Source organism: Nocardioides sp. CER19 (genome assembly GCF_029846275.1).
Lineage (GTDB): Bacteria > Actinomycetota > Actinomycetes > Propionibacteriales > Nocardioidaceae > Nocardioides.
The window spans coordinates 1,034,334-1,056,936 of the sequence record NZ_JARVWS010000001.1; the positions used below are offsets into that span (position 1 = coordinate 1,034,334).

At 68.1% G+C, this 22,603-nt stretch carries 35 protein-coding genes; 33 read left to right on the plus strand and 2 right to left on the minus strand.

From position 1 onward, the window contains the following. Window positions 1–112: 112 nt before the first annotated feature. Window positions 113–1,504, minus strand: coding sequence for an ABC transporter substrate-binding protein (locus QDS12_RS05040; RefSeq protein ID WP_279877393.1), 1,392 nt, complete (start codon window positions 1,502–1,504; stop codon window positions 113–115). 569 nt (window positions 1,505–2,073) lie between these two features. Between QDS12_RS05040 and rpsJ the strand changes: the two genes are divergently transcribed. The 33 genes from rpsJ to rplQ all read left to right on the plus strand — a co-directional run bounded on the left by rpsJ (window position 2,074) and on the right by rplQ (window position 21,733). Further along, the gene (gene rpsJ, locus QDS12_RS05045; RefSeq protein ID WP_008360994.1) at window positions 2,074–2,382 is read left to right on the plus strand and encodes a 30S ribosomal protein S10; all 309 of its coding nucleotides are present in this window, start codon (window positions 2,074–2,076) and stop codon (window positions 2,380–2,382) included. Window positions 2,383–2,392: 10 nt separating this feature from the next. Continuing rightward, a complete protein-coding gene (gene rplC, locus QDS12_RS05050) occupies window positions 2,393–3,049 on the plus strand; it encodes a 50S ribosomal protein L3 (protein WP_279877395.1) in 657 nt (218 codons plus the stop codon). 2 nt (window positions 3,050–3,051) lie between these two features. After that, entirely contained in the window at window positions 3,052–3,672 is a 621-nt protein-coding gene (gene rplD, locus QDS12_RS05055) for a 50S ribosomal protein L4 (RefSeq protein WP_279877396.1), read from the plus strand. Continuing rightward, on the plus strand, window positions 3,669–3,974 hold the full coding sequence (gene rplW / locus QDS12_RS05060; RefSeq protein ID WP_192679452.1) for a 50S ribosomal protein L23: 306 nt from the start codon (window positions 3,669–3,671) through the stop codon (window positions 3,972–3,974). The genes rplD and rplW overlap by 4 nt, the downstream gene beginning before the upstream one ends. Before the next feature lie 27 nt (window positions 3,975–4,001). Further along, a complete protein-coding gene (rplB, locus tag QDS12_RS05065) occupies window positions 4,002–4,838 on the plus strand; it encodes a 50S ribosomal protein L2 (protein ID WP_279877402.1) in 837 nt (278 codons plus the stop codon). Window positions 4,839–4,855: 17 nt separating this feature from the next. Next, on the plus strand, window positions 4,856–5,137 hold the full coding sequence (rpsS, locus tag QDS12_RS05070) for a 30S ribosomal protein S19 (protein ID WP_192679450.1): 282 nt from the start codon (window positions 4,856–4,858) through the stop codon (window positions 5,135–5,137). 44 nt (window positions 5,138–5,181) lie between these two features. Then, entirely contained in the window at window positions 5,182–5,613 is a 432-nt protein-coding gene (rplV, locus tag QDS12_RS05075) for a 50S ribosomal protein L22 (RefSeq protein ID WP_279877405.1), read from the plus strand. Then, a complete protein-coding gene (gene rpsC, locus QDS12_RS05080) occupies window positions 5,613–6,443 on the plus strand; it encodes a 30S ribosomal protein S3 (protein WP_279877407.1) in 831 nt (276 codons plus the stop codon). The genes rplV and rpsC overlap by 1 nt, the downstream gene beginning before the upstream one ends. 3 nt (window positions 6,444–6,446) lie before the next feature. Continuing rightward, entirely contained in the window at window positions 6,447–6,866 is a 420-nt protein-coding gene (gene rplP / locus QDS12_RS05085; RefSeq protein ID WP_279877409.1) for a 50S ribosomal protein L16, read from the plus strand. Next, window positions 6,866–7,108 carry a 50S ribosomal protein L29 gene (rpmC, locus tag QDS12_RS05090; protein WP_279877410.1) on the plus strand — a complete coding sequence of 81 codons (243 nt, stop codon included), beginning with the start codon at window positions 6,866–6,868 and terminating at the stop codon, window positions 7,106–7,108. Before rplP ends, rpmC begins: the two co-directional genes overlap by 1 nt. A gap of 2 nt (window positions 7,109–7,110) precedes the next feature. Next, complete coding sequence (gene rpsQ / locus QDS12_RS05095; protein WP_279877411.1) at window positions 7,111–7,395, plus strand: 30S ribosomal protein S17; 285 nt, start codon at window positions 7,111–7,113, stop codon at window positions 7,393–7,395. Window positions 7,396–7,595: 200 nt separating this feature from the next. Further along, window positions 7,596–7,964 (plus strand): 50S ribosomal protein L14, encoded by a 369-nt coding sequence (gene rplN, locus QDS12_RS05100; protein WP_279877412.1) that lies wholly within the window; start codon window positions 7,596–7,598, stop codon window positions 7,962–7,964. Next, a complete protein-coding gene (gene rplX, locus QDS12_RS05105; protein WP_279877413.1) occupies window positions 7,964–8,326 on the plus strand; it encodes a 50S ribosomal protein L24 in 363 nt (120 codons plus the stop codon). The genes rplN and rplX overlap by 1 nt, the downstream gene beginning before the upstream one ends. 1 nt (window position 8,327) lies before the next feature. After that, window positions 8,328–8,894 (plus strand): 50S ribosomal protein L5, encoded by a 567-nt coding sequence (gene rplE, locus QDS12_RS05110; protein WP_279877414.1) that lies wholly within the window; start codon window positions 8,328–8,330, stop codon window positions 8,892–8,894. A 1-nt stretch (window position 8,895) separates the two neighbouring features. Then, on the plus strand, window positions 8,896–9,081 hold the full coding sequence (locus QDS12_RS05115) for a type Z 30S ribosomal protein S14 (protein WP_008361020.1): 186 nt from the start codon (window positions 8,896–8,898) through the stop codon (window positions 9,079–9,081). Window positions 9,082–9,165: 84 nt separating this feature from the next. Beyond that, window positions 9,166–9,585, plus strand: coding sequence for a 30S ribosomal protein S8 (gene rpsH, locus QDS12_RS05120; RefSeq protein WP_279877416.1), 420 nt, complete (start codon window positions 9,166–9,168; stop codon window positions 9,583–9,585). A gap of 20 nt (window positions 9,586–9,605) precedes the next feature. Then, window positions 9,606–10,145, plus strand: coding sequence for a 50S ribosomal protein L6 (gene rplF / locus QDS12_RS05125; protein WP_279877419.1), 540 nt, complete (start codon window positions 9,606–9,608; stop codon window positions 10,143–10,145). 2 nt (window positions 10,146–10,147) lie between these two features. Further along, a complete protein-coding gene (gene rplR / locus QDS12_RS05130; RefSeq protein ID WP_279878466.1) occupies window positions 10,148–10,531 on the plus strand; it encodes a 50S ribosomal protein L18 in 384 nt (127 codons plus the stop codon). A 35-nt stretch (window positions 10,532–10,566) separates the two neighbouring features. Next, window positions 10,567–11,187, plus strand: a complete 621-nt coding sequence (rpsE, locus tag QDS12_RS05135; protein ID WP_279877420.1) for a 30S ribosomal protein S5 — start codon at window positions 10,567–10,569, stop codon at window positions 11,185–11,187. After that, window positions 11,187–11,369, plus strand: a complete 183-nt coding sequence (rpmD, locus tag QDS12_RS05140) for a 50S ribosomal protein L30 (RefSeq protein WP_091125777.1) — start codon at window positions 11,187–11,189, stop codon at window positions 11,367–11,369. The genes rpsE and rpmD overlap by 1 nt, the downstream gene beginning before the upstream one ends. 1 nt (window position 11,370) lies before the next feature. After that, on the plus strand, window positions 11,371–11,811 hold the full coding sequence (rplO, locus tag QDS12_RS05145; RefSeq protein ID WP_279877423.1) for a 50S ribosomal protein L15: 441 nt from the start codon (window positions 11,371–11,373) through the stop codon (window positions 11,809–11,811). Window positions 11,812–11,969: 158 nt separating this feature from the next. After that, window positions 11,970–13,271: a preprotein translocase subunit SecY gene (gene secY / locus QDS12_RS05150; RefSeq protein WP_279877425.1), complete on the plus strand. Its 1,302-nt coding sequence runs from the start codon at window positions 11,970–11,972 to the stop codon at window positions 13,269–13,271. Beyond that, window positions 13,268–13,843: an adenylate kinase gene (locus QDS12_RS05155; RefSeq protein WP_279877427.1), complete on the plus strand. Its 576-nt coding sequence runs from the start codon at window positions 13,268–13,270 to the stop codon at window positions 13,841–13,843. Before secY ends, QDS12_RS05155 begins: the two co-directional genes overlap by 4 nt. Window positions 13,844–13,855: 12 nt before the next feature. Continuing rightward, window positions 13,856–14,674 (plus strand): type I methionyl aminopeptidase, encoded by an 819-nt coding sequence (gene map / locus QDS12_RS05160; protein ID WP_279877429.1) that lies wholly within the window; start codon window positions 13,856–13,858, stop codon window positions 14,672–14,674. Next, a complete protein-coding gene (locus QDS12_RS05165; RefSeq protein WP_279877432.1) occupies window positions 14,671–16,539 on the plus strand; it encodes a hypothetical protein in 1,869 nt (622 codons plus the stop codon). Before map ends, QDS12_RS05165 begins: the two co-directional genes overlap by 4 nt. 46 nt (window positions 16,540–16,585) lie before the next feature. After that, window positions 16,586–17,626: an LLM class flavin-dependent oxidoreductase gene (locus tag QDS12_RS05170; RefSeq protein ID WP_279877435.1), complete on the plus strand. Its 1,041-nt coding sequence runs from the start codon at window positions 16,586–16,588 to the stop codon at window positions 17,624–17,626. Between the two features lie 222 nt (window positions 17,627–17,848). Further along, the gene (gene infA / locus QDS12_RS05175; RefSeq protein ID WP_011757309.1) at window positions 17,849–18,070 is read left to right on the plus strand and encodes a translation initiation factor IF-1; all 222 of its coding nucleotides are present in this window, start codon (window positions 17,849–17,851) and stop codon (window positions 18,068–18,070) included. A 29-nt stretch (window positions 18,071–18,099) separates the two neighbouring features. Next, window positions 18,100–18,213, plus strand: a complete 114-nt coding sequence (gene rpmJ / locus QDS12_RS05180) for a 50S ribosomal protein L36 (RefSeq protein ID WP_004008316.1) — start codon at window positions 18,100–18,102, stop codon at window positions 18,211–18,213. 140 nt (window positions 18,214–18,353) lie between these two features. Next, entirely contained in the window at window positions 18,354–18,731 is a 378-nt protein-coding gene (gene rpsM / locus QDS12_RS05185; protein ID WP_279877453.1) for a 30S ribosomal protein S13, read from the plus strand. 103 nt (window positions 18,732–18,834) lie between these two features. After that, entirely contained in the window at window positions 18,835–19,242 is a 408-nt protein-coding gene (rpsK, locus tag QDS12_RS05190) for a 30S ribosomal protein S11 (protein ID WP_091125760.1), read from the plus strand. 35 nt (window positions 19,243–19,277) lie between these two features. Beyond that, window positions 19,278–19,886 carry a 30S ribosomal protein S4 gene (gene rpsD, locus QDS12_RS05195; RefSeq protein WP_279877456.1) on the plus strand — a complete coding sequence of 203 codons (609 nt, stop codon included), beginning with the start codon at window positions 19,278–19,280 and terminating at the stop codon, window positions 19,884–19,886. 116 nt (window positions 19,887–20,002) lie between these two features. Then, entirely contained in the window at window positions 20,003–21,019 is a 1,017-nt protein-coding gene (locus QDS12_RS05200; RefSeq protein WP_192679432.1) for a DNA-directed RNA polymerase subunit alpha, read from the plus strand. 129 nt (window positions 21,020–21,148) lie between these two features. Next, a complete protein-coding gene (gene rplQ, locus QDS12_RS05205) occupies window positions 21,149–21,733 on the plus strand; it encodes a 50S ribosomal protein L17 (RefSeq protein WP_279877457.1) in 585 nt (194 codons plus the stop codon). 68 nt (window positions 21,734–21,801) lie between these two features. Here rplQ and QDS12_RS05210 read toward each other — a convergent pair whose 3' ends face one another. Then, window positions 21,802–22,533, minus strand: coding sequence for a DUF72 domain-containing protein (locus QDS12_RS05210; protein ID WP_279877459.1), 732 nt, complete (start codon window positions 22,531–22,533; stop codon window positions 21,802–21,804). Between the last annotated feature and the right edge of the window lie 70 nt (window positions 22,534–22,603).

The window sequence follows — 22,603 nt, forward strand, 5'->3', positions numbered from 1 at the left end:
CTGGCGACGGACGGTGGGACGGGGCGCGCGGCCGGGCCGTGCTGGCTGTGCAGCACGGCCCGACCTCTAGCGCGGGCGTCGCCGGCTCAGGTCCGGGCGACGCGGGTCGGCGTCAGGACGCCGGCCAGGAAGCCTCGATGTTGTCGAGGGTGTCCTTCGTGCTCTGGCCGGAGATCCAGTTGACCATCTCCTTCCAGAAGGTGCCCGAACCCACGGCGCCGGGCATGGCGTCGGAGGCGTCGAACCGGAAGACCGTGTTCGGGTCGGCCAGCGTCTTCGCGGAGAGCTGGTCGATCGGGCTGACCAGGTTGTTGACGTCCAGGCCCTTGTTGGCCGACAGCCAGCCGCCGCCCGGGGTGGCCTTGGCCTTCTCGTTGGCCCACACGTCGGTCGACAGGTAGGTCTGGAACGCCTGCGTCGCCGGCTTCTTGTTGAAGGAGGCGACGAACTCGCCGCCACCCTCGACCGGGGTGCCCTTCGACGGGTCGACGGTCGGCTCGTAGAACGCGAAGACCTGACCGTCGGGCGCGACGGTGGTGCCCTTCGGCCAGTTGGCGGCGTAGAAGCCGGCCATCTGCATCATCGCGCACTTGCCCTTGAGGATCGGCAGGCCCGCGTCGCCGAAGGCGGTGCCGTTGATCGACTTGACGTCGCCGAGACCGCCGTTGACGTACTTCGGGTTCTTCAGGATCTTGCCGACGGTGTCGAGCGCCGTGGCGACCTGCGGGTCGTTGAACGGGATGTCGTGGCTGATCCACTTGTCGTAGACGTCAGGACCGGCGGTGCGGAGCATGACCTCCTCGACCCAGTCCGTGCCCGGCCAGCCGGTGGCGTCGCCCGACTCGAAGCCGGCGCACCACGGGGTGATGCCGGACTTCTGGATCGTGTCCGTCAGCTTCATCATGTCGTCCCAGGTGGTCGGGACGGTCCAGTTGTGCTGCTTGAACATCGACGGCGAGTACCAGACGAACGACTTCATGTTCGCGCCGAGCGGGGCGGCGTAGAACTTGCCGTCGACGGTGCCGTAGGTCTTCCAGTCCTTGCTCCACCACTTGTCGACGTTGGTCTCGACGTCCTTCGGCGGCGTGGCGACCGTGCCGGTGTCGACGAGCTGCTTGAGCAGACCCGGCTGCGGCACGTACGCGATGTCGGGCAGGTCGTTGCCCTGCGCGCGGACGAGGACGTTCTTCTCGAAGTCCTTGTTGGCGTTGTACTTGACCTTCGCGCCCGTGCACTTCTCGAACAGCGCGTACGACGCGACCTGCGTGTCGCCCTCCGGAGGCGTGATCGAGGTGTAGACCTCGAGCGTCTTGCCGGTCAGGTCGCCGTACTGAGACAGCTGGTCGAGACCCGAGCACTCCGAGATCTTGGCGCCCGGCCAGGTGCCACTGGCCTTGTCGCTCCCGCCGCCATCGCTGCTCGCGCAGCCGGCCAGGATCACTCCGGCGCTGACGGCGGCCGCGGTAACGGCGGTCAGTCGGCGCGACTTGCGTGAACGAATCACGTCTTCTTCCTCTCCTCTTGAGAGCACGACGTCGGGCGAGTCCGACGCCGTTGTCCTCCTCCTCGGGTGATGCAAGCGCTTTCGTCCCTCACGGTCAAGCGGAGGCGATAACGGTTGCGTAACGCGCGTCACAATAGGTGGGAACGCTCCCACTGTCTATCCGGCGTCCCAGAAGAGAGACCGATCCGTGACCGTCCCGTCTCGATTTGGCCTAGCCCCGCACATCTGACAAGATTCTCTGGTTGCTCCGGCGGGTCGCCGGGGTGCGGCACATCTTGATTACTGAATCGCGTCTCCCGGACCTCGGTCCGGTCGTGTTCGGTGATCGGCGTGCGCCCGCATCGAACCCGGAGACCCGATCAGCTGGCAAACCGCCAGGTGCCACCGAAACAACTGAGCAGGCAAGGCCCCGCCGAAGGTGGGTCGTGCGCGAAGCGAAACATCGCGACACGCCCGACCGCGGGGGTCGGAGCCGGCCCAGGGTGGTGGAGCAAGGGCGGGACCGACTCAAACCCGAGGACGTCCCGGAACGCACGCGGCAACGCTGACCAGAAGGACGAGAGAGACAGATGGCGGGACAGAAGATCCGCATCAGGCTCAAGGCCTATGACCACGAGGTGATCGACACCTCGGCGCGCAAGATCGTGGACACGGTCACCCGCACGGGTGCCAAGGTCGCCGGCCCGGTGCCGCTGCCGACCGAGAAGAACGTGTACTGCGTCATCCGCTCGCCCCACAAGTACAAGGACTCCCGCGAGCACTTCGAGATGCGCACCCACAAGCGCCTCATCGACATCATCGACCCCACCCCGAAGACCGTCGACTCGCTGATGCGCCTGGACCTGCCGGCCGGTGTCGACATCGAGATCAAGCTCTGAGGTTGTTGAGATGACTTTCGAACGCAACGTGAAGGGCCTGCTGGGCACGAAGCTCGGCATGACCCAGGTCTGGGACGAGAACAACCGCGTCATCCCGGTGACCGTCGTCGCTGCTGCGACCAACGTCGTCACCCAGGTCCGCCAGCCCGAGACCGACGGCTACAACGCCATCCAGGTCGGGTTCGGCGAGATCGCCGGCCGCAAGGTCACCAAGCCGGTCGCCGGCCAGTTCGCCAAGGCGGGCACCACGCCCCGCAAGCACCTGGCCGAGATCCGCACCGCCGACGCGGCGACCTACACCGTGGGCCAGGAGCTCGCCGTCGACACCTTCGCCGCGGGCGAGGTCCTCGACGTGACGGGCACCAGCAAGGGCAAGGGCTTCGCCGGCACGATGAAGCGTCACGGCTTCGCCGGTGTGTCCGCCTCGCACGGTGCTCACCGCAACCACCGCAAGCCGGGCTCGATCGGCGCCTGCGCCACCCCCGGTCGCGTGTTCAAGGGTGTCCGCATGGCCGGCCACATGGGTACCGACACCGTCACCACCCAGAACCTGACCGTGCACGCAGTCGACGCGGAGAAGGGCCTCATCCTCCTCAAGGGCGCCGTCCCCGGCCCCAAGGGTGGTCTGCTCGTCCTTCGCTCCGCCGCGAAGAAGACGGAGAAGTGACCATGGCTCTCAAGACTGTCAAGGTCGACCTGCCCGCTGAGATCTTCGACGTTGTCGTCAACGTCCCGCTGATCCACCAGGTCGTCGTGGCCCAGCAGGCCGCTGCTCGTCAGGGCACGCACGCCACCAAGACCCGCGGCGAGGTCCGCGGCGGTGGCCGCAAGCCCTACAAGCAGAAGGGCACCGGCCGCGCCCGCCAGGGCTCGACCCGCGCGCCGCAGTTCGCCGGCGGTGGCGTCGTCCACGGCCCGCAGCCGCGTGACTACAGCCAGCGGACCCCCAAGAAGATGAAGGCCGCCGCCCTCCGCGGTGCCCTCTCCGACCGGGCCCAGAACGACCGCGTCCACGTCGTCGAGGGCTTCGGCCTGGGCGAGAAGCCGTCGACCAAGGACGCGCTGGCCGGTCTGCGCACGCTGACCGACCGCACGAAGTACCTCCTGGTCCTCGAGCGCACCGACGTCGTCACCTGGCTGTCGCTGCGCAACGCCCCTGAGGTGCACATCGTGGCCGTCGACCAGCTCAACACCTACGACGTGCTGGCCAGCGACGACGTGGTCTTCACCAAGGGCGCGTACGACGCCTTCGTCGGCGCCAAGACGAACGCCGAGGAGGCTGCCAAGTGAGCACCCTGCACAAGGACCACCGCGACATCCTGCTCGCGCCGGTCGTGTCCGAGAAGAGCTACGGCCTCCTCGACCAGAACAAGTACACGTTCCTGGTGCACCCCGACGCGAACAAGACCGAGATCAAGATCGCCGTTGAGAAGGTCTTCAACGTCAAGGTCACCTCGGTCAACACGATCAACCGGACTGGCAAGACGCGCCGTACCCGCAACGGGCTCGGCAAGCGCAAGGACACCAAGCGCGCCATCGTCAGCCTGGCCGACGGTCACCGCATCGACATCTTCGGAGGTCCGGTCTCCTGACCGGGCTGATTAAGGACTGAAGAAGACATGGCTATCCGCAAGTACAAGCCGACCACCCCGGGCCGTCGTGGCTCGTCCGTGGCTGACTTCGTCGAGATCACCCGGACCACGCCGGAGAAGTCGCTCACGCGTCCGCTGCCCAAGAAGGGCGGCCGCAACAACCAGGGCCGGATCACCACCCGGCACAAGGGTGGCGGCCACAAGCGCGCGTACCGCATCATCGACTTCAAGCGCTACGACAAGGACGGCGTGCCGGCCAAGGTCGCTCACATCGAGTACGACCCCAACCGCACCGCCCGGATCGCGCTGCTGCACTACGCCGACGGCGAGAAGCGCTACATCCTCGCGCCGAAGGACCTGTCGCAGGGCACCGTGGTCGAGTCCGGCCCGACCGCCGACATCAAGGTGGGCAACAACCTGCCGCTGCGCAACATCCCCGTCGGTACGACGATCCACGCCGTGGAGCTGCGTCCCGGTGGCGGTGCGAAGATCGCCCGCTCCGCCGGCATCAGCGCCCAGCTGGTCGCTCGTGAGGGCAGCCGCGCCACGCTGCGCATGCCGTCTGGCGAGATGCGCTTCGTCGACGTGCGCTGCCGCGCCACGGTCGGCGAGGTCGGCAACGCCGAGCAGTCGAACATCAACTGGGGCAAGGCCGGCCGCATGCGCTGGAAGGGCGTCCGCCCGACCGTCCGTGGTGTCGTCATGAACCCGGTCGACCACCCGCACGGTGGTGGTGAGGGCAAGACCTCCGGTGGTCGCCACCCCGTCTCGCCGTGGGGCAAGCCCGAGGGTCGGACGCGCAAGCGCAAGGCCTCGGACTCGCAGATCATCCGTCGCCGCAAGTCCGGCAAGAACAAGCGCTGACCAGGAGATAGAGACAGATGCCTCGCAGCCTGAAGAAGGGCCCCTTCGTCGACGACCACCTGCAGAAGAAGGTGGACGCCGAGAACGAGAAGGGCTCGCACAACGTCATCAAGACCTGGTCGCGCCGTTCGATGATCGTGCCGTCGATGATCGGTCACACGATCGCCGTCCACGACGGTCGCAAGCACGTCCCGGTCTTCGTGTCCGACTCCATGGTCGGCCACAAGCTGGGCGAGTTCGCCCCGACCCGCACGTACAAGGGTCACGTGAAGGAAGACCGGAAGGGTCGCCGCCGCTGAGGCGGGGGCTCCTCCGAACCTAGGAACTGGAGATAACGAGCATCATGAGCGTTACTGAGCGTCGGCGCGTGAGCGCCCGCCGCGAGTCGCTGCTCGGCGACCAGCCGGGTGCCTTCGCGAGTGCCCGCTACGTGCGGATCACGCCGCTGAAGGCGCGCCGGGTCGTCGACCTGGTCCGCGGCCTGCCCGTCGACGAGGCCCTGTCCCTGCTGGCGTTCGCGCCGCAGGCGGCCTCCGAGACCGTCTACAAGGTGCTGGAGAGCGCCGTCGCCAACGCGGAGACCACCGAGGGTCTCGACCGCGGCGACCTGGTCGTCTCCGTCGCCCAGGTGGACGAGGGTCCGACCATGAAGCGCTGGCGTCCGCGTGCCCAGGGCCGCGCGACCCGCATCAACAAGCGCACGAGCCACATCACGCTGGTCGTCCAGCCTGCCGGGCTGGTCAAGGGCGCTGCCAAGAAGGGTGGCAAGAAGTAATGGGTCAGAAGATCAACCCGAACGGCTTCCGCCTCGGCATCTCGACCGACCACAAGTCGCGTTGGTACGCCGACAAGCTGTACAAGTCGTACGTCGGCGAGGACGTCGCCATCCGCAAGCTGCTCAGCAAGGGCATGGAGCGGGCCGGCATCGCCAAGGTCGAGATCGAGCGCACGCGTGACCGCGTCCGTGTGGACATCCACACCGCGCGTCCCGGCATCGTCATCGGCCGCCGCGGCGCCGAGGCCGACCGCATCCGGACCGAGCTCGAGAAGCTCACCGGCAAGCAGGTCCAGCTGAACATCCTCGAGGTCAAGAACCCCGAGGTCGACGCCCAGCTCGTCGCTCAGGGTGTCGCCGAGCAGCTCAGCGGTCGCGTGCAGTTCCGTCGCGCGATGCGCAAGGCCATGCAGACCACGATGCGCTCGGGTGCCAAGGGCATCCGGATCCAGTGCTCCGGCCGCCTCAACGGCGCCGAGATGTCGCGCACCGAGTTCTACCGCGAGGGCCGCGTCCCGCTGCACACGCTGCGTGCCGACATCGACTACGGCTTCTACGAGGCCCGTACGACCTTCGGCCGGATCGGCGTGAAGGTCTGGATCTACAAGGGCGAGGTCGCCGGCACCCGTGCCGAGCGCCAGGCCCAGCAGGCCGCCCGCGCCGGTGTTCCCGGTCGCGGTGGTCGTCCGACCCGTGGTGGCGAGCGTCCGAGCCGTGGCTCGCGCGGCGAGCGCGGCAACCGTGGCGCCGAGGCGCCCGCGGCGACCGAGGCCCCGGCCGGTGGCGACACCGCGGTGGCCGCCACCCCCGCTGAGAGCCAGGAGGGCTGACCCATGCTGATGCCCCGTCGCGTCAAGCACCGCAAGCAGCACCACCCCAAGCGGACCGGTGCGGCCAAGGGCGGAACGAAGCTCGCCTTCGGCGACTTCGGCATCCAGGCGGTCGAGGGTCACTACGTGACCAACCGACAGATCGAGTCGGCTCGTATCGCCATGACCCGTCACATCAAGCGTGGCGGCAAGGTGTGGATCAACATCTACCCCGACCGCCCGCTGACCAAGAAGCCCGCCGAGACCCGCATGGGTTCCGGCAAGGGCTCGCCCGAGTGGTGGATCGCCAACGTCAAGCCCGGCCGCGTCATGTTCGAGCTCTCCGGTGTTCCGGAGGACGTGGCCCGCGAGGCGATGCGCCGCGCGATCCACAAGCTGCCCATGAAGTGCCGTTTCATCACCCGAGAGGCCGGTGAGTTCTGATGGCGACCAGCCTGACGGCCCACGAGCTCGACGAGCTCAACGACGTCGACCTCGAGGGGCGACTGCGCGAGGCCAAGGAGGAGCTGTTCAACCTCCGCTTCCAGGCGGCCACCGGCCAGCTGGAGAGCCACGGCCGCCTGCGCACGGTCAAGAAGGACATCGCCCGGATCTACACCGTGGTGCGCGAGCGCGAGCTCGGCATCCGCGTCGCGCCGGGCGCGAGCAACAACGAGGAGGCCTGACCATGGCTGCACAGTCTGAGGTGGAGACCTCCGCCGAGCGCAACCGTCGCAAGGTCCGCGAGGGCCTCGTCATCAGCGACAAGATGGACAAGACCATCGTCGTCGAGGTCGAGGACCGCGTGAAGCACCCGCTCTACGGCAAGGTCATGCGCCGCACGAGCAAGCTGAAGGCCCACGACGAGCAGAACACCGCCGGCATCGGCGACCGCGTCCTCCTCATGGAGACCCGGCCGCTGAGCGCCACGAAGCGGTGGCGTCTCGTCGAGGTCATCGAGAAGGCCAAGTGATCAGCGCCGTACGCCGGCTCCGGCCGACGTACGGCGTCTCATGGCTCGACCTTTTGGCAACGCAAGCGTCGCCAAATTGACCAAGGGTGCCAGGCCCAGCGACCATAGGTGGCTGGGCCTGTCGCCCGCAATCCACACAAGTTCGGCCAGGCTCACCCGCCTCTGATGCGGATGAGAACCAGCGCGACAAGGAGTATTTGATGATTCAGCAGGAGTCGCGACTCAAGGTCGCCGACAACACGGGTGCCAAGGAGATCCTCTGCATCCGCGTTCTCGGTGGCTCTGGGCGTCGCTACGCCGGCATCGGTGACGTCATCGTCGCCACCGTCAAGGACGCGATCCCCGGTGGCAACGTGAAGAAGGGTGACGTCGTCAAGGCCGTCGTCGTGCGCACGGTGAAGGAGCGTCGTCGTTCCGACGGCTCCTACATCCGCTTCGACGAGAACGCCGCCGTCATTCTCAAGAACGACGGCGAGCCGCGAGGCACCCGCATCTTCGGCCCCGTCGGCCGTGAGCTGCGCGAGAAGAAGTTCATGAAGATCATCTCGCTGGCTCCGGAGGTGCTGTGATGGCGAAGAGCTTCAACATCAAGAAGGGCGACACCGTCAAGGTCGTCGCCGGCAAGGACAAGGGCGCCGAGGGCAAGGTCATCCGCGTCCTGCGTGACGAGGACCGTGTGGTCGTCGAGGGCGTCAACCTGGTCAAGCGCCACACCAAGGTGCAGGACCAGGGCGGCCGCGCCGGCACCACCGGCGGCATCGTCACCACCGAGGCGCCGATCCACGTGTCCAACGTGATGCTGCTCGAGGACGGCAAGACCGTCCGCGTCGGCTTCCGCCGCGACACCGTGACCAAGCGTCGCCCCGACGGCTCGACCTACAGCGCCGAGCGCAGCGTCCGCATCTCGCGCAAGACCGGTAAGGAGATCTGAGATGACCGAGACCCAGGTCCCCACCCTCCCGCGCCTGAAGGCTCGCTACCGCGAGGAGATCGCTCCCGCGCTGCAGCAGCAGTTCGAGATCGCGAACGTCATGCAGATCCCCGGCCTGACCAAGATCGTGGTCAACATGGGTGTCGGCGAGGCCGCGCGCGACTCGAAGCTCATCGAGGGCGCCGTCCGCGACCTGACCGCGATCACCGGTCAGAAGCCGCTCGTCACGAAGGCCCGCAAGTCCATCGCGCAGTTCAAGCTGCGTGAGGGCATGCCGATCGGCGCGCACACCACGCTGCGCGGCGACCGCATGTGGGAGTTCCTCGACCGACTCCTGTCGCTCGCGCTGCCGCGCATCCGCGACTTCCGTGGTCTCAACGGCAACCAGTTCGACGGCCGTGGCAACTACACGTTCGGTCTCACCGAGCAGGTCATGTTCCACGAGATCGACCAGGACAGGATCGACCGGTCGCGAGGCATGGACATCACCATCGTGACCACCGCGACCAACGACGACCAGGGTCGGGCGCTGCTGAAGGCCCTCGGCTTCCCGTTCAAGGAGAACTGACATGGCGAAGACCGCTCTCAAGGTCAAGGCCGCTCGCAAGCCGAAGTACGCCGTCCGCGCCTACACCCGCTGCCAGCGCTGCGGCCGTCCGAAGGCCGTCTTCCGCAAGTTCGGCCTGTGCCGGATCTGCCTGCGGGAGATGGCTCACCGTGGCGAGCTCCCCGGCGTGACCAAGTCCAGCTGGTGACCTCGCAGGCCGTCCAGACCCTCAACCCGTAGCAGGTCGCTCCACCCGCGTGCGGAGCGAAACCACTTCGAGAAAGAACACATCATGACGATGACTGACCCGATCGCAGACATGCTCACGCGTCTGCGTAACGCCAACCAGGCGTACCACGACTCGGTCTCGATGCCTTACAGCAAGATCAAGGCTGGAGTCGCGGAGATCCTCAAGCAGGAGGGCTACATCACCTCCTTCGACGTGAAGGACAACGTCGACGCCAACGGCGAGCCCGCCGTCGGCAAGACGCTGACCATCACCCTCAAGTACGGCCGCACCCGCGAGCGTTCCATCGCCGGCGTGCGCCGCATCAGCAAGCCCGGTCTCCGGGTGTACGCCAAGCACACGGGTCTCCCGCGGGTGCTCGGTGGCCTCGGCATCGCGATCATCTCGACGAGCCAGGGCCTGTTGACCGACCGTCAGGCCAACCAGAAGGGCGTGGGTGGGGAAGTCCTCGCCTACGTCTGGTGATCAGGGAAGGAGAGAAGAACATGTCGCGTATTGGCAAGCTCCCCGTCCCCGTCCCGGGCGGCGTCGACGTCTCGATCGTCGGTCAGGAGGTCACCGTCAAGGGCCCGAAGGGCACCCTGTCGCACGTGGTCGCCCAGCCGATCACCGTCGAGAAGGGTGAGGGCGTCCTCGACGTCAAGCGCCCCGACGACGAGCGGGTGTCGAAGTCGCTCCACGGTCTGTCCCGCACGCTCATCAACAACATGGTGATCGGCGTGACCGAGGGCTACGAGAAGAAGCTCGAGATCGTCGGCGTCGGCTACCGCGTCCTGTCCAAGGGCCCGACGCAGCTCGAGTTCCAGCTCGGCTACAGCCACCCGATCATCTTCGACGCCCCCGAGGGCATCAGCTTCACCGTCGAGGGCCCGACCAAGTTCGGCGTCAACGGCATCGACAAGCAGCAGGTCGGCGAGGTCGCGGCCAACATCCGCAAGCTGCGCAAGCCGGAGCCCTACAAGGGCAAGGGTGTTCGCTACGCCGGCGAGAACGTCCGCCGCAAGGTCGGAAAGGCTGGTAAGTGACGATGGCCATCTCGCTGTCCAACAACAAGCACACTGCTGCCAAGGTCAAGGCGCGCCTCAAGCGTCAGGTTCGCGGTCGCAAGAAGCTCAACGGCACCGCCGAGCGTCCCCGTCTGGTCGTCACCAAGTCGTCCAAGCACATGGTCGCCCAGGTCGTCGACGACACCGTCGGCAAGACCCTGGTCTCGGCGTCCACCCTCGAGGCGGACCTGCGTGCGGACTCGGGTGCGAAGTCCGACAAGGCCAAGGCCGTCGGTCAGCTCGTCGCCGAGCGCGCCAAGGCTGCCGGCATCGAGGGCGTGGTCTTCGACCGTGCCGGCAACAAGTACACCGGCCGCATCGCGGCCCTGGCTGACGGCGCCCGCGAGGGCGGCCTGAAGTTCTGATCGCAACACACAGCTAGAGGAAGAGGATTAGTCTCATGAGCGGAGCCCAGCGCAGTTCGCGCGGTGGCGAGCGCCGTGGTCGCGACGACCGTCGCGGTCAGGCTGCTGAGAAGACCGCCTACATCGAGCGCGTCGTTGCGATCAACCGTGTCGCCAAGGTCGTGAAGGGTGGTCGTCGCTTCAGCTTCACCGCCCTCGTGATCGTCGGTGACGGTGACGGTCTCGTCGGCGTCGGCTACGGCAAGGCGAAGGAAGTTCCGGCGGCGATCGCCAAGGGTGTCGAGGAGGCGAAGAAGCACTTCTTCCGCGTCCCCCGCATCCAGGGCACGATCCCGCACCCGGTCCAGGGCGAGAAGGCCGCGGGCGTCGTGCTCCTGCGTCCGGCTGCTCCCGGTACCGGTGTCATCGCGGGCGGCCCGGTGCGTGCCGTCCTCGAGTGCGCCGGCATCCACGACGTGCTGAGCAAGTCGCTCGGCTCGTCCAACCAGATCAACATCGTCCACGCGACGGTCGAGGCGCTGCGTCAGCTCGAGCAGCCCGAGTCGGTGGCGGCCCGTCGTGGCCTCCCCGTCGAGGACGTCGCCCCGGCCGCTCTGCTGAAGGCGCGCGAGGAGGCCGCGGCTCCCGCGGTCGCTCCGGCGGAGGTGTCTGCCTGATGGCGCAGCTCAAGGTTCGTCAGAACAAGGGCCTCGTCGGCCTGAAGCAGAACCAGCGCGACACCCTGCGCTCGCTGGGGCTCAAGCGGATCGGCGACGTGGTCGTCAAGGAGGACCGCCCGGAGATCCGCGGCATGGTCCACACCGTCCGTCACCTCGTGACGGTCGAGGAGGTCGACTGACATGACGCTCAAGCTTCACAACCTCGCGCCCGCTCCGGGTGCCAAGAAGGCCAAGACCCGCGTCGGTCGTGGTGAGGGCTCGAAGGGTAAGACCGCCGGCCGCGGTACGAAGGGCACGAAGGCCCGTTACCAGGTCCCGGTCTCCTTCGAGGGTGGCCAGATGCCGATCCACATGCGGCTTCCGAAGCTCAAGGGCTTCAAGAACCCGTTCAAGGTCGAGTTCCAGGTCGTGAACCTGGACAAGATCAGCGAGCTGTTCCCCGAGGGTGGCACCGTCACCGTGGCCGACCTGGTCGCGAAGGGCGCCGTCCGCAAGGGCCAGCCCGTGAAGGTTCTCGGCAACGGCGACCTCACGGTCAAGGTCGACATCACCGCCGACAAGTTCTCCGCGTCCGCCAAGGCCGCGATCGAGAACGCCGGCGGCTCGACCACCGAGGCCTGAGGCCCGCACCTCCTGTGCAGATGCGCGGCCAGGGTCGCCCCGCGGCGACCCTGGCCGCTTTCTTCGTTCGTTGCCCCTGTTAGGCTTCGCGGGGCCACCACCGGCATCCGGTGCGCGGCCCAGCCCCCAGATGGTTGTGTGAGAAGAGGGATCCACTCGTGCTAGGCGCGTTCGCGAACGCATTCCGGACTCCGGACCTGCGTCGCAAGCTGCTGTTCGTCCTGATGATCATCGTGATCTTCCGGGCGGGCTCCCAGATCCCGGCCCCCGGCGTCAATGTCGCCAACGTCCAGGACTGCATCAACCTGACCAAGTCCGGTTCCGGTGCCGGGCTCTACAACCTGGTCAACCTCTTCTCCGGCGGTGCGCTGCTCCAGCTGACGATCTTCGCGCTGGGGATCATGCCCTACATCACCGCGAGCATCATCCTGCAGCTCCTGGTGGTGGTGATCCCACGGCTGGAGGCCCTCAAGAACGAGGGCCAGTCCGGCCAGACGAAGATCACGCAGTACACCCGCTACCTGACGCTCGGGCTCGCCCTGCTGCAGGCGACCGGCATCGTCGCACTGGCACGCTCGGGCAACCTGCTCCAGTGCAACCAGGACCTGCTCTACAGCAACAGCACCACCACCTTCCTGGTCATGGTCGTCACCATGACCGCCGGCACCGCCGTCATCATGTGGCTCGGTGAGCTCATCACCGAGCGCGGCATCGGCAACGGCATGTCGATCCTGATCTTCACCCAGGTCATCGCGACCTTCCCGGCGACCATGTGGGCCGTCCGGCAGCAGCACGGCTGGTACACCTTCGCCTTGGTGCTCGTGATCGGTCTCGCGCTGGTCGCCGCCGTCATCTTCATCGAGCAGGCGCAGCGCCGGATCCCCGTGCAGTACGCGCGCCGCATGGTCGGCCGCAAGATGTTCGGTGGCTCGTCGACGTACATCCCGCTCAAGGTGAACCAGGCCGGCGTCATCCCGGTCATCTTCGCGAGCTCGCTGCTCTACCTGCCGGCGATGGCCGCCCAGTTCAACCAGAACAGCAGCGCCAAGTGGGTCGACTGGATCAACACCTACTTCGTGCGCGGAGACCACCCCCTCTACATGGCGGCGTTCTTCCTGCTCATCGTCTTCTTCACCTACTTCTACGTCTCCATCACCTTCAACCCGAAGGAAGTGGCGGACAACATGAAGAAGTACGGCGGCTTCATCCCCGGGATCCGGGCGGGCAAGCCGACCGAGGACTACCTGTCCTACGTCCTCTCCCGCATCACGCTGCCCGGCTCGCTCTACCTCGGCCTGATCGCGCTGATCCCGCTGATCGCTCTCGCGCTGATCAACGCCAACAGCAACTTCCCGTTCGGCGGCACGTCGATCCTGATCATGGTCGGCGTCGCGCTCGACACCGTGAAGCAGATCGAGAGCCAGCTGCAGCAGCGCAACTACGAAGGATTCCTCCGTTGAGGCTGATCATCATGGGCCCGCCGGGAGCCGGCAAGGGCACCCAGGCGCGGTTCATCGCCGACCACTTCGGCATCCCCGCCATCTCCACCGGTGACATCTTCCGCGCCAACGTGTCCGAGGGGACGCCGCTGGGCGTGGAGGCGAAGCGCTACATGGACGCGGGCGAGTACGTGCCCGACGAGATCACCAACCGGATGGTCCGCAACCGGATCGACGAGCCCGATGCCGCGCACGGCTTCCTCCTCGACGGCTACCCGCGCACGGTGGCGCAGGTCGAGGAGCTCGACGGGATGATCAACTTCACCGGCCACCAGCTCGACGCGGTGCTCTGCCTGGTCGTCGACAAGGACGAGGTCGTCAAGCGGCTGCTGCAGCGCGCCCAGACCGAGGGTCGCGCCGACGACACCGAGGACGTCATCCGGCGCCGGCAGGAGGTCTACCTCGAGCAGACCTCCCCGCTGATCGAGGTCTACAAGGAGCGCGGCCTCCTGGTCGAGGTCGACGGCCTCGGCGACGTCGACGAGGTCACCAAGCGGATCTTCGACGCCCTGGACGTCGTTCCCGAGAGCTGAGCGGGAGCCTCGATGAGCTTGTTCGAGCGCGTCGAGATCAAGACGGCCGAGCAGATCGACGCCATGCGTCGAGCGGGGCTCGTCGTCGGCCGCACGCTCGAGCTGCTGCGTACGTCGGTCCGCGCCGGCGTGACCACCGCCGAGCTGGACGCGATCGCCGAGGACTGCATCCGCTCGTCCGGGGCGACGCCGTCCTTCCTGGGCTACCAGGGCTTCCCTGCCTCGATCTGCACGTCGGTCAACGACGAGGTCGTCCACGGGATCCCGGGCGACCGGGTACTCGCCGAGGGAGACCTGGTCTCCATCGACTGTGGCGCGATCGTCGACGGCTGGCACGGCGACTCCGCGATCACGGTCGCGATCGGGCCGGTCTCCGACGACCTCACGATGCTCATGGCCGTCACCGAGGAGGCGATGTGGCGTGGCATCGCCGCGGCGCGCCTCGGCGGTCGGGTCAGCGACATCTCCCACGCCGTCGAGCGGCACGTCAGGGGAGCGGGGCGCTACGGCATCCTCGAGGAGTACACCGGCCACGGCATCGGCTCCGAGATGCACCAGGCCCCCGACGTGCCCAACTACGGCCGGCGGGGCAGGGGCCCCAAGCTGGTCGAGGGCCTGGCCCTCGCCGTGGAGCCGATGATCACGCTCGGCACCAAGCAGACCGACGTACTCGACGACGACTGGACGGTCGTCACCACCGACGGCAGCTGGGCCGCCCACTTCGAGCACACCTTCACGCTCACGCCGCAGGGCGCCTGGGTGCTCACCGCCCTCGACGGTGGCCGGGCCAAGCTCACCGAGCTCGGCGTGCCCTACGGCGGTCGCGAGTGACCACGGTGGCGCCGGACGCCCGGCCCGTCACCATCGGCCTCGCGATCACCGCGCTCCATGTCATGCACATCGTGGAGTACTGCGAGGCCACTGGCGTCGAGCTCGACCACCTGCTCGCCCAGGACGCACCGGCCTCGCCGCGGACCATCCCGTGGATCCGTCGTACGTGCGACCTGCTCGGCACGGCCCAGCCGGTCGTCGGCCGGTTCGTGCTGACCAGCGAGGACAGCTCGGTCGCCGAGGACCACGAGATCGTCGAGCGGCTGCTGGCCGGCCAGGAGGACCGGCCGCTCCGGATCGTCTCCGGCGGCTTCCACCTGCCCTACCTGTGGTTCCTGGTCGAGAAGTACGCCGACCGGATCGAGAGCCTCGTGCTCGTCGACGAGGGCGTCGGCACGTTCAGCAGCCCCATCGGCGACCGCAACCTGGTCCCCGAGGTCCTCGGGCGGGTCGGGTCGTCCGACCTGCGCCGCGCGTTCGAGGCGTTCGCCGAGGTCCCGGCGGTCTTCTACAGCCACTACCCGCTGACCACGCAGCTGCGGCCCATCGACACCCTGGTGCCGGCCGACCCGGCGGTCCTGCCCCGCATGCTGCACGTGGACGGGCCACAGGTGTCGGACACGGTCTTCTTCGTCGGTTCGCCCCTCCACTTCCACCTCACCGACGCGCGCGTCGACGCGGAGCTCACCTCGCTGGCCGTCCACTTCACGCGCCGGCTGCACCCTGGGGCCGAGGTCGTCTACGTCCCGCACCGTGACGAGCAGGCCGAGAAGCTGCGTGCCCTCGAGACGCTGGTCGAGGTCAGGCCGCTGGACCACCCGATCGAGCTCGAGGGCCTGGCGTCCGGCGTGGTCCCGAAGCGGCTCGCGACCTTCTCCAGCACCGCGGCGATCTCCTGCGGCATGATCGACGGCGACCTGCGGGTCGACGTCTTCCCGGTGCCGGAGGAGCACCTGCGTGAGCCGTACGTCGAGTCCTACCGCGCCGTGCGAGCGCTGTTCGAGGAGCTGCTCCAGGAGCGGGTCGCCTTCCATGATGTCGAGCCCGCCTCGTGGTCGCTGGCCGCCGACGACGCGCTGCCCGTGGGCGACGTGACCGTCGTGCTCGGAAGCGACGGGGAGGCCGCCGGCCAGCCGACCGAGCTGGCGCTCGAGCAGGCGTCAGCCCTGGTGTCGTTCGCCCGGGGGATCGACCCGGCCTGCCGGGTGCTCTACGTGGCCGAGCACGGCGAGAGCGCCGCCAAGTGCGCCGAGCTCGGCGCCGCGGTGGAGGTCGAGCAGCGCGCGCTGCCCACCGAGCTGCTCCCGCACGAGTGGGGACTCCTGCCGCGGCACGTCGTGACGATGCGGGGCTCGGCCCTGGGCACGCTGGTCGACGGCCGGCGTGGACGTGTCACCGGGTGGGTGCTGCGGCCGGCGCCGACCGGGTACTACGAGGAGGAGGCCGCTCTCGAGGCGGCCCACGAGGCCTTCCGTGCCCGACCCGACGCCGACCTCCACTGGGAGGAGCTTCCCGCGAAGCCCGTGCCGGCCGAGGAGGCGCTCCTCACCACGCAGCGGCACTACACCCGCGACGTCCAGGCGCTCCGCGCCCGGCTCGCCGAGGTCGAGCAGGAGGCGGACCACGCCCGGACGGTCTCGGCGATGCGCCACGTCCAGATCCTGAAGGTCCAGCGCCAGCTGCAGGAGCGCGACCAGGAGTTCCTGGCCGTGCGCGAGCGGTTCAGGCTCGCGCGCGACAGGAACGAGAAGCTGCGCGCGACCCGCAAGCAGCTGCAGGGCAGGGTGCGCGCGCTGGAGGAAGAGCGGGCGCGGCGTCTCGACGCCCGCATCCGTCGGCTCCTCGGACGGCTGCGGCGGACGTGATCCTTCCCTCGCGCTGGAACAACCCGGCGTCGCGCAGGGTTCACCGATGGTGACCCCCGCGCTCTCCGTCCTCGACCTCGTCCCCGTCCGAAGCGACCAGACCAGTGCCGACGCGATCGCGGCCTCTGTCTCGCTGGCGAAGGCCGCCGACGAGCTCGGCTACACCCGCTTCTGGGTGGCCGAGCACCACAACATGCCGGCGGTCGCGGCGACCAACCCGCCCGTCCTCATCAGCCTGCTCGCCGGAGCCACCGACCGGATCCGGGTCGGCTCGGGCGGCGTGATGCTGCCCAACCACGCGCCGCTGGTCGTCGCGGAGCAGTTCGCCATCCTCGAGGCGGCGTTCCCCGGCCGGATCGACCTCGGCATCGGCCGCGCTCCCGGCACCGACCAGGTGACCGCCTGGGCGCTGCGCCACGGCGGCCCCGCCGACGCCGACGAGACCGTCAACCGCTTCCCCGAGTACGTCGACAACGTGCTCGCCATGATGGACGCCGGCGGCGTCTCCGTGTCGGTCGGCGGGCGACGCCACCCGTTGCACGCAACGCCGGCCGCGAGCGGCGTGCCGACGATCTGGCTGCTCGGCTCGTCGGACTACTCGGCGCGCCTGGCGGCCGAGAAGGGCCTGCCCTACGTGTTCGCCCACCACTTCTCCGGGTCCGGCACGAGGGAGGCGCTCGAGCTCTACCGCTCGACGTTCCAGCCCTCGCCGGAGCTGTCGGAGCCGCGCACGTTCCTCACGGTCAACGCGGTGGTCGCCGAGAGCGGCGACGAGGCCGACCGGCTGGCGCTGCCGCAGCTGCTCACCATGCTCTCGCTCCGGACCGGCCAGCCGCTGGCCGCCCAGCGGCTGGTCGAGGACGCCGAGCGCGTCCCGGTCGCCGAGGCCCACCACGGCCTGCTGCAGACCATGCGCGACCGGTGGGTGATCGGCGACCCGGCGTACGCCCGGAAGCGGATCGCCGACCTCGCTGCCGAGTTCGACGTCGACGAGGTGATGGTCAACCCGGTCGCCGGCGCCCACGCCGGCGTCGAGCCCGGAACTGCGCCCGCCCGCGAGCAGACCCTGCGCCTTCTTGTCGATTAGCGGATCGCTTCGGCAAGCGCCTAGACTGGCGTGTCGGCCCAACGTGGGTCTGTTGTGTCGCGCCTCGCGGCTGCCCGAGCACCATCCGGGAAGAGGCGCGTCGGACGGCTTCACGAGGTCCACTCACGTGCAGTGAGAGGTTCCCGGGCCACCCGGCACCCAGAGCGATCTCTGGTGCCGGCGCACGAAACGGTAGACGACACCCGAGCAGTTAGTGAGGACATGCCGAAGAAAGAAGGCGTGATCGAGATCGAGGGCACCGTTGTGGAGGCCCTGCCGAATGCCATGTTCCGCGTCGAGCTGAGCAACGGGCACAAGGTTCTCGCCCACATCAGCGGCAAGATGCGCCAGCACTACATCCGCATCCTCCCGGAGGACCGCGTGGTGGTGGAGCTCTCGCCGTACGACCTCACCCGGGGTCGGATCGTCTACCGGTACAAGTGACAGCCGACTAGCGAGAAAAGAGGCTGACCATGAAGGTCAACCCCAGCGTCAAGCCGATCTGTGACAAGTGCAAGGTGATCCGTCGCCACGGCCGCGTCATGGTCATCTGCGAGAACCCGCGCCACAAGCAGCGCCAGGGCTGAACGCAGCCACAACTTCATAACCACCTCGACGCACTACCCGCGGTCCGCCGCGGGGAACCACCTCCGGAGCAGAGGCCGGAGCTCAGGCGCCACCTGGGACGTACGTCGACTGACACCCCTGCTGAACCTAAGGAATTCCCATGGCACGACTCGTTGGTGTCGACCTTCCGCGCGAGAAGCGCGTGGAGATCGCTCTCACCTACATCTACGGCATCGGCCGTACCACCTCGCAGCAGCTCCTGGCCGCGACCGGTGTTGACCCCAACACCCGCGTCCACGCGCTCTCCGAGGACGAGCTGGTCAAGCTCGCGAAGGAGATCGAGACCCGCAACCTGACGATCGAGGGTGACCTTCGTCGTGAGGTGCAGGGCGACATCCGCCGCAAGATCGAGATCGGCAGCTACCAGGGTCGCCGTCACCGCATGGGCCTTCCGGTCCGCGGCCAGCGCACCAAGACCAACGCGCGCACCCGCAAGGGCCCGAAGCGCACCGTCGCCGGCAAGAAGAAGGCCAAGTGATCCCTGCGGGCTCTGCTCGCACGTCACAGCGCGCATCCGCGCGTTGACCCGGCCCTCCCACGCCACTCGATCTACACAGACCAGCCAACACAGGAGTTACTGAATGCCTCCCAAGAGCCGTCAGGCTGCGGCGAAGACCAAGGTCCGCCGCAAGGAGAAGAAGAACGTCGCCCAGGGCGAGGCTCACATCAAGAGCACGTTCAACAACACGATCGTCACGATCACCGACCCGACCGGTGCGGTGATCTCGTGGGCCAGCGCCGGCACCGTCGGCTTCAAGGGCTCGCGCAAGTCCACCCCGTTCGCCGCCCAGATGGCCGCCGAGGCCGCCGGTCGGCGCGCGATGGAGCACGGCATGAAGAAGATCGACGTCTTCGTGAAGGGCCCGGGCTCGGGCCGCGAGACCGCGATCCGTTCGCTGGGCGCCATCGGCCTCGAGGTCGGGACCATCCAGGACGTCACGCCGACCCCGCACAACGGCTGCCGCCCGCCCAAGCGCCGTCGCGTTTGATCCCGATCCGAGACTGAAAGAGAGACTGAGAGAACATGGCCCGCTACACCGGCCCCATGACCCGCAAGTCGCGCCGTCTCGGTGTCGACCTGGTCGGCGGAGACGCCGCCTTCGAGAAGCGCCCCTACGCCCCCGGTCAGCACGGCCGCGGTCGCATCAAGGAGTCCGAGTACCTCCTGCAGCTCCGTGAGAAGCAGAAGGCTCGCTTCAGCTACGGCGTCCTCGAGAAGCAGTTCGCCAACTACTACGCCGAGGCGCACCGTCGCCCCGGCAAGACCGGTGACAACCTGCTCCAGCTGCTCGAGTGCCGCCTGGACAACGTCGTCTACCGCGCCGGCTTCGCCCGGACCCGCCGTCACGCCCGCCAGCTGGTCGTCCACGGCCACTTCCTGGTGAACGGCAAGAAGGTCAACATCCCGTCCTACCAGGTCTCCGCGCACGACGTCATCGACGTCCGCGAGAAGTCGCTGGAGATGACCCCCTTCATCGTGGCTCGCGAGACCCACGGCGAGCGCGTCGTCCCCGCGTGGCTCGAGGCCATCCCGGGTCGCATGCGGATCTTCGTGCACCAGCTCCCCGTCCGGGCCCAGATCGACATCCCGGTCCAGGAGCAGCTCATCGTCGAGTACTACTCGAAGCTGTGATCCCCGGCCGGCACCCCTGACCAGCTAAGGAACGGGGTGCCGGTCGAACCACTTCCGTCACCACCCTGGAGTTCGGGCCTGTCATATAGCGGGTAGGCCCGGAAAGGAAAGAACCAGTGCTCATCGCACAGCGCCCCACCCTGTCGGAAGAGACCGTCGACGAGTTCCGCTCGCGGTTCGTCATCGAGCCCCTGGAGCCCGGCTTCGGCTACACGCTCGGGAACAGCCTCCGTCGTACGCTCCTGTCCTCGATCCCCGGTGCCGCGGTCACCAGCATCAAGATCGACGGCGTCCTCCACGAGTTCTCGACCATCGAGGGCGTCAAGGAGGACGTCACCGAGGTCATCCTCAACCTGAAGGGTCTGGTCGTCTCCTCGGAGCACGACGAGCCCGTCACCATGTACCTCCGCAAGTCGGGTGCCGGTGACGTCACCGCCGCCGACATCGCGCCGCCGGCCGGTGTCGAGGTGCACAACCCCGACCTGAAGATCGCGACCCTGTCCGACAAGGGCAAGATCGAGCTCGAGCTCGTCGTCGAGCGTGGCCGTGGCTACGTCTCCGCCGTCCAGAACAAGGGCGCCGACAACGAGATCGGCCGCATCCCGGTCGACTCGATCTACAGCCCCGTGCTGAAGGTCTCCTACAAGGTCGAGGCGACCCGTGTCGAGCAGCGCACCGACTTCGACAAGCTCGTCATCGACGTCGAGACCAAGCCGTCGATCAAGCCGCGCGACGCCATCGCGTCGGCCGGCAAGACGCTGGTCGAGCTCTTCGGCCTGGCCCGTGAGCTCAACGTCGAGGCCGAGGGCATCGACATCGGCCCGTCGCCCGTCGACGAGCAGCTCGCCGCCGACCTGGCCCTGCCGGTCGAGGACCTGCAGCTCACCGTCCGGTCCTACAACTGCCTCAAGCGCGAGGGCATCCACACCGTGGGTGAGCTCATCAGCCGCTCGGAGCAGGACCTGCTGGACATCCGCAACTTCGGCGCCAAGTCGATCGACGAGGTCAAGGCGAAGCTGCACGAGATGGGCCTGTCCCTCAAGGACAGCGCGCCGGGCTTCGACCCGTCGGCCGCCCTCGCCGCCTACGGCGACGATGACGACGACGCCTTCGTCGAGGACGAGCAGTACTGATCACTCGTTGATGGAGCCTGTCGAGATCACGATCTCGACAGGCTCGACCAGCGGTCACCAAAACCGGCCCGCACCCGGCGGGCCGTCTACCCCGGTACCTAGTACGGCCGGAGAGAAAGGAAGAGGCAGATGCCTACTCCCAAGAAGGGCGCCCGCCTCGGCGGCAGCCCCGCGCACCAGCGGCTGATCCTCTCGAACCTGGCCACCCAGCTGTTCGAGCACGGCCGGATCACCACCACCGAGGCCAAGGCGCGCACGCTGCGTCCCGTCGCGGAGAAGCTGATCACCAAGGCGAAGAAGGGCGACCTGCACAACCGTCGCGAGGTCCTCAAGACCATCCGCGACAAGGGCGTCGTCCACAAGCTCTTCACCGAGATCGCCGAGACGTTCACCGAGCGTCCGGGCGGCTACACCCGCATCACCAAGCTCGGGCCGCGCAAGGGCGACAACGCCCCCATGGCGGTCATCGAGCTGGTGACCGAGGCCTACCAGCCGAAGCCGGCCGGCAAGAAGGCCGACAAGAAGGCCGACAAGACGGCCGAGGCCGCTCCGGTCGTCGAGGAGGCTCCCGCCGAGGAGACCACCGAGGTGACCGAGGTCGAGGAGACCGAGGCCGCGGACACCGCCACCGAGGCTCCGGCCGAGGAGACCACCGAGGCTGCCGCCGAGGAGGCTCCCGCCGCCGAGGAGACCACCGAGGAAGAGCAGGCCTGAGGCCTGATCCTCTTCGACGAGGGCCCGTCACCGCGAGGTGGCGGGCCCTCGTTGCCTCTCGCGGTGACTCACCCCAGCAGCTCCAGCAGCTGGCGCGCGTTGGCCGGCGCATAGCCGGAGCCGTCGTTGTCGAAGTAGCCCCACACCTCGCGCCCCTCGTCCCGCCAGCCGGAGATCCGCTCGGCCCACGTCCGGAGCGCATCGGGGGAGTAGTTCCCCGCATACAGCGGCCGGTCGGTCGGGCCGTGCCAGCGGCAGTAGACGAACGGGGCGGTCGCCCGCAGGACGGTGTGCAGACCGGTGCCGTGGGTGACGACGTACGCCGCCCGGTGCTTCTCGAGCAGCGCGGCCACCGCGTCGTCGTCCCAGGACGGGTGGCGCAGCTCCATCGCCACCTTGAGGTCGCTCGGCATCCGGCCGAGGAAGGCGTCGAGCCGGTCGTCGTCGCGCTCGAAGTCTCCCGGCAGCTGGACGAGCACTGCCCCGGCCCGGTCGCCGAGCGCCCGCATCGCCGCCTCCAGCCGCTCCGCCCAAGCGCCGTCGGGGTCGTTGAGACGCCGACCGTGGCTGATCCAGCGCGAGGCCTTCACCGACATCCTGAAGCCGTCGGGCAGCGACCGTGACCAGCCCTGGAAGGGTCGCAGCCCCGGCCAGCGGTAGAACGACGCGTTGAGCTCGACGGTGTCGAACCGCTCCGCGTAGAAGTCCCGCCAGCGGGCGCGCCCGAGCCCGTCGGGGTAGAACCGCCCGGCCCAGTGGTCGTAGGTCCATCCCGAGGTGCCGATCCGCACGCCGTCCATGGGCCACTTGTACCCGAAGCGTGCCGGTGTGCTGCTGATGCTTCATCGAGGTATGCAGGCGAGCCGTCAC

What these genes read in the sequence shown, in the direction of transcription:
- rpsJ (WP_008360994.1), top strand. Translation starts at nt 2,074, where the DNA reads ATGGCGGGACAGAAGATCCGCATCAGGCTCAAGGCCTATGACCACGAG.
- rplC (WP_279877395.1), top strand. Translation starts at nt 2,393, where the DNA reads ATGACTTTCGAACGCAACGTGAAGGGCCTGCTGGGCACGAAGCTCGGC.
- rplD (WP_279877396.1), top strand. Translation starts at nt 3,052, where the DNA reads ATGGCTCTCAAGACTGTCAAGGTCGACCTGCCCGCTGAGATCTTCGAC.
- rplB (WP_279877402.1), top strand. Translation starts at nt 4,002, where the DNA reads ATGGCTATCCGCAAGTACAAGCCGACCACCCCGGGCCGTCGTGGCTCG.
- rpsS (WP_192679450.1), top strand. Translation starts at nt 4,856, where the DNA reads ATGCCTCGCAGCCTGAAGAAGGGCCCCTTCGTCGACGACCACCTGCAG.
- rplV (WP_279877405.1), top strand. Translation starts at nt 5,182, where the DNA reads ATGAGCGTTACTGAGCGTCGGCGCGTGAGCGCCCGCCGCGAGTCGCTG.
- rpsC (WP_279877407.1), top strand. Translation starts at nt 5,613, where the DNA reads ATGGGTCAGAAGATCAACCCGAACGGCTTCCGCCTCGGCATCTCGACC.
- rplP (WP_279877409.1), top strand. Translation starts at nt 6,447, where the DNA reads ATGCTGATGCCCCGTCGCGTCAAGCACCGCAAGCAGCACCACCCCAAG.
- rpmC (WP_279877410.1), top strand. Translation starts at nt 6,866, where the DNA reads ATGGCGACCAGCCTGACGGCCCACGAGCTCGACGAGCTCAACGACGTC.
- rpsQ (WP_279877411.1), top strand. Translation starts at nt 7,111, where the DNA reads ATGGCTGCACAGTCTGAGGTGGAGACCTCCGCCGAGCGCAACCGTCGC.
- rplN (WP_279877412.1), top strand. Translation starts at nt 7,596, where the DNA reads ATGATTCAGCAGGAGTCGCGACTCAAGGTCGCCGACAACACGGGTGCC.
- rplX (WP_279877413.1), top strand. Translation starts at nt 7,964, where the DNA reads ATGGCGAAGAGCTTCAACATCAAGAAGGGCGACACCGTCAAGGTCGTC.
- rplE (WP_279877414.1), top strand. Translation starts at nt 8,328, where the DNA reads ATGACCGAGACCCAGGTCCCCACCCTCCCGCGCCTGAAGGCTCGCTAC.
- QDS12_RS05115 (WP_008361020.1), top strand. Translation starts at nt 8,896, where the DNA reads ATGGCGAAGACCGCTCTCAAGGTCAAGGCCGCTCGCAAGCCGAAGTAC.
- rpsH (WP_279877416.1), top strand. Translation starts at nt 9,166, where the DNA reads ATGACGATGACTGACCCGATCGCAGACATGCTCACGCGTCTGCGTAAC.
- rplF (WP_279877419.1), top strand. Translation starts at nt 9,606, where the DNA reads ATGTCGCGTATTGGCAAGCTCCCCGTCCCCGTCCCGGGCGGCGTCGAC.
- rplR (WP_279878466.1), top strand. Translation starts at nt 10,148, where the DNA reads ATGGCCATCTCGCTGTCCAACAACAAGCACACTGCTGCCAAGGTCAAG.
- rpsE (WP_279877420.1), top strand. Translation starts at nt 10,567, where the DNA reads ATGAGCGGAGCCCAGCGCAGTTCGCGCGGTGGCGAGCGCCGTGGTCGC.
- rpmD (WP_091125777.1), top strand. Translation starts at nt 11,187, where the DNA reads ATGGCGCAGCTCAAGGTTCGTCAGAACAAGGGCCTCGTCGGCCTGAAG.
- rplO (WP_279877423.1), top strand. Translation starts at nt 11,371, where the DNA reads ATGACGCTCAAGCTTCACAACCTCGCGCCCGCTCCGGGTGCCAAGAAG.
- map (WP_279877429.1), top strand. Translation starts at nt 13,856, where the DNA reads ATGAGCTTGTTCGAGCGCGTCGAGATCAAGACGGCCGAGCAGATCGAC.
- QDS12_RS05170 (WP_279877435.1), top strand. Translation starts at nt 16,586, where the DNA reads ATGGTGACCCCCGCGCTCTCCGTCCTCGACCTCGTCCCCGTCCGAAGC.
- infA (WP_011757309.1), top strand. Translation starts at nt 17,849, where the DNA reads ATGCCGAAGAAAGAAGGCGTGATCGAGATCGAGGGCACCGTTGTGGAG.
- rpmJ (WP_004008316.1), top strand. Translation starts at nt 18,100, where the DNA reads ATGAAGGTCAACCCCAGCGTCAAGCCGATCTGTGACAAGTGCAAGGTG.
- rpsM (WP_279877453.1), top strand. Translation starts at nt 18,354, where the DNA reads ATGGCACGACTCGTTGGTGTCGACCTTCCGCGCGAGAAGCGCGTGGAG.
- rpsK (WP_091125760.1), top strand. Translation starts at nt 18,835, where the DNA reads ATGCCTCCCAAGAGCCGTCAGGCTGCGGCGAAGACCAAGGTCCGCCGC.
- rpsD (WP_279877456.1), top strand. Translation starts at nt 19,278, where the DNA reads ATGGCCCGCTACACCGGCCCCATGACCCGCAAGTCGCGCCGTCTCGGT.
- rplQ (WP_279877457.1), top strand. Translation starts at nt 21,149, where the DNA reads ATGCCTACTCCCAAGAAGGGCGCCCGCCTCGGCGGCAGCCCCGCGCAC.
- QDS12_RS05210 (WP_279877459.1), bottom strand. Translation starts at nt 22,533, where the DNA reads ATGGACGGCGTGCGGATCGGCACCTCGGGATGGACCTACGACCACTGG.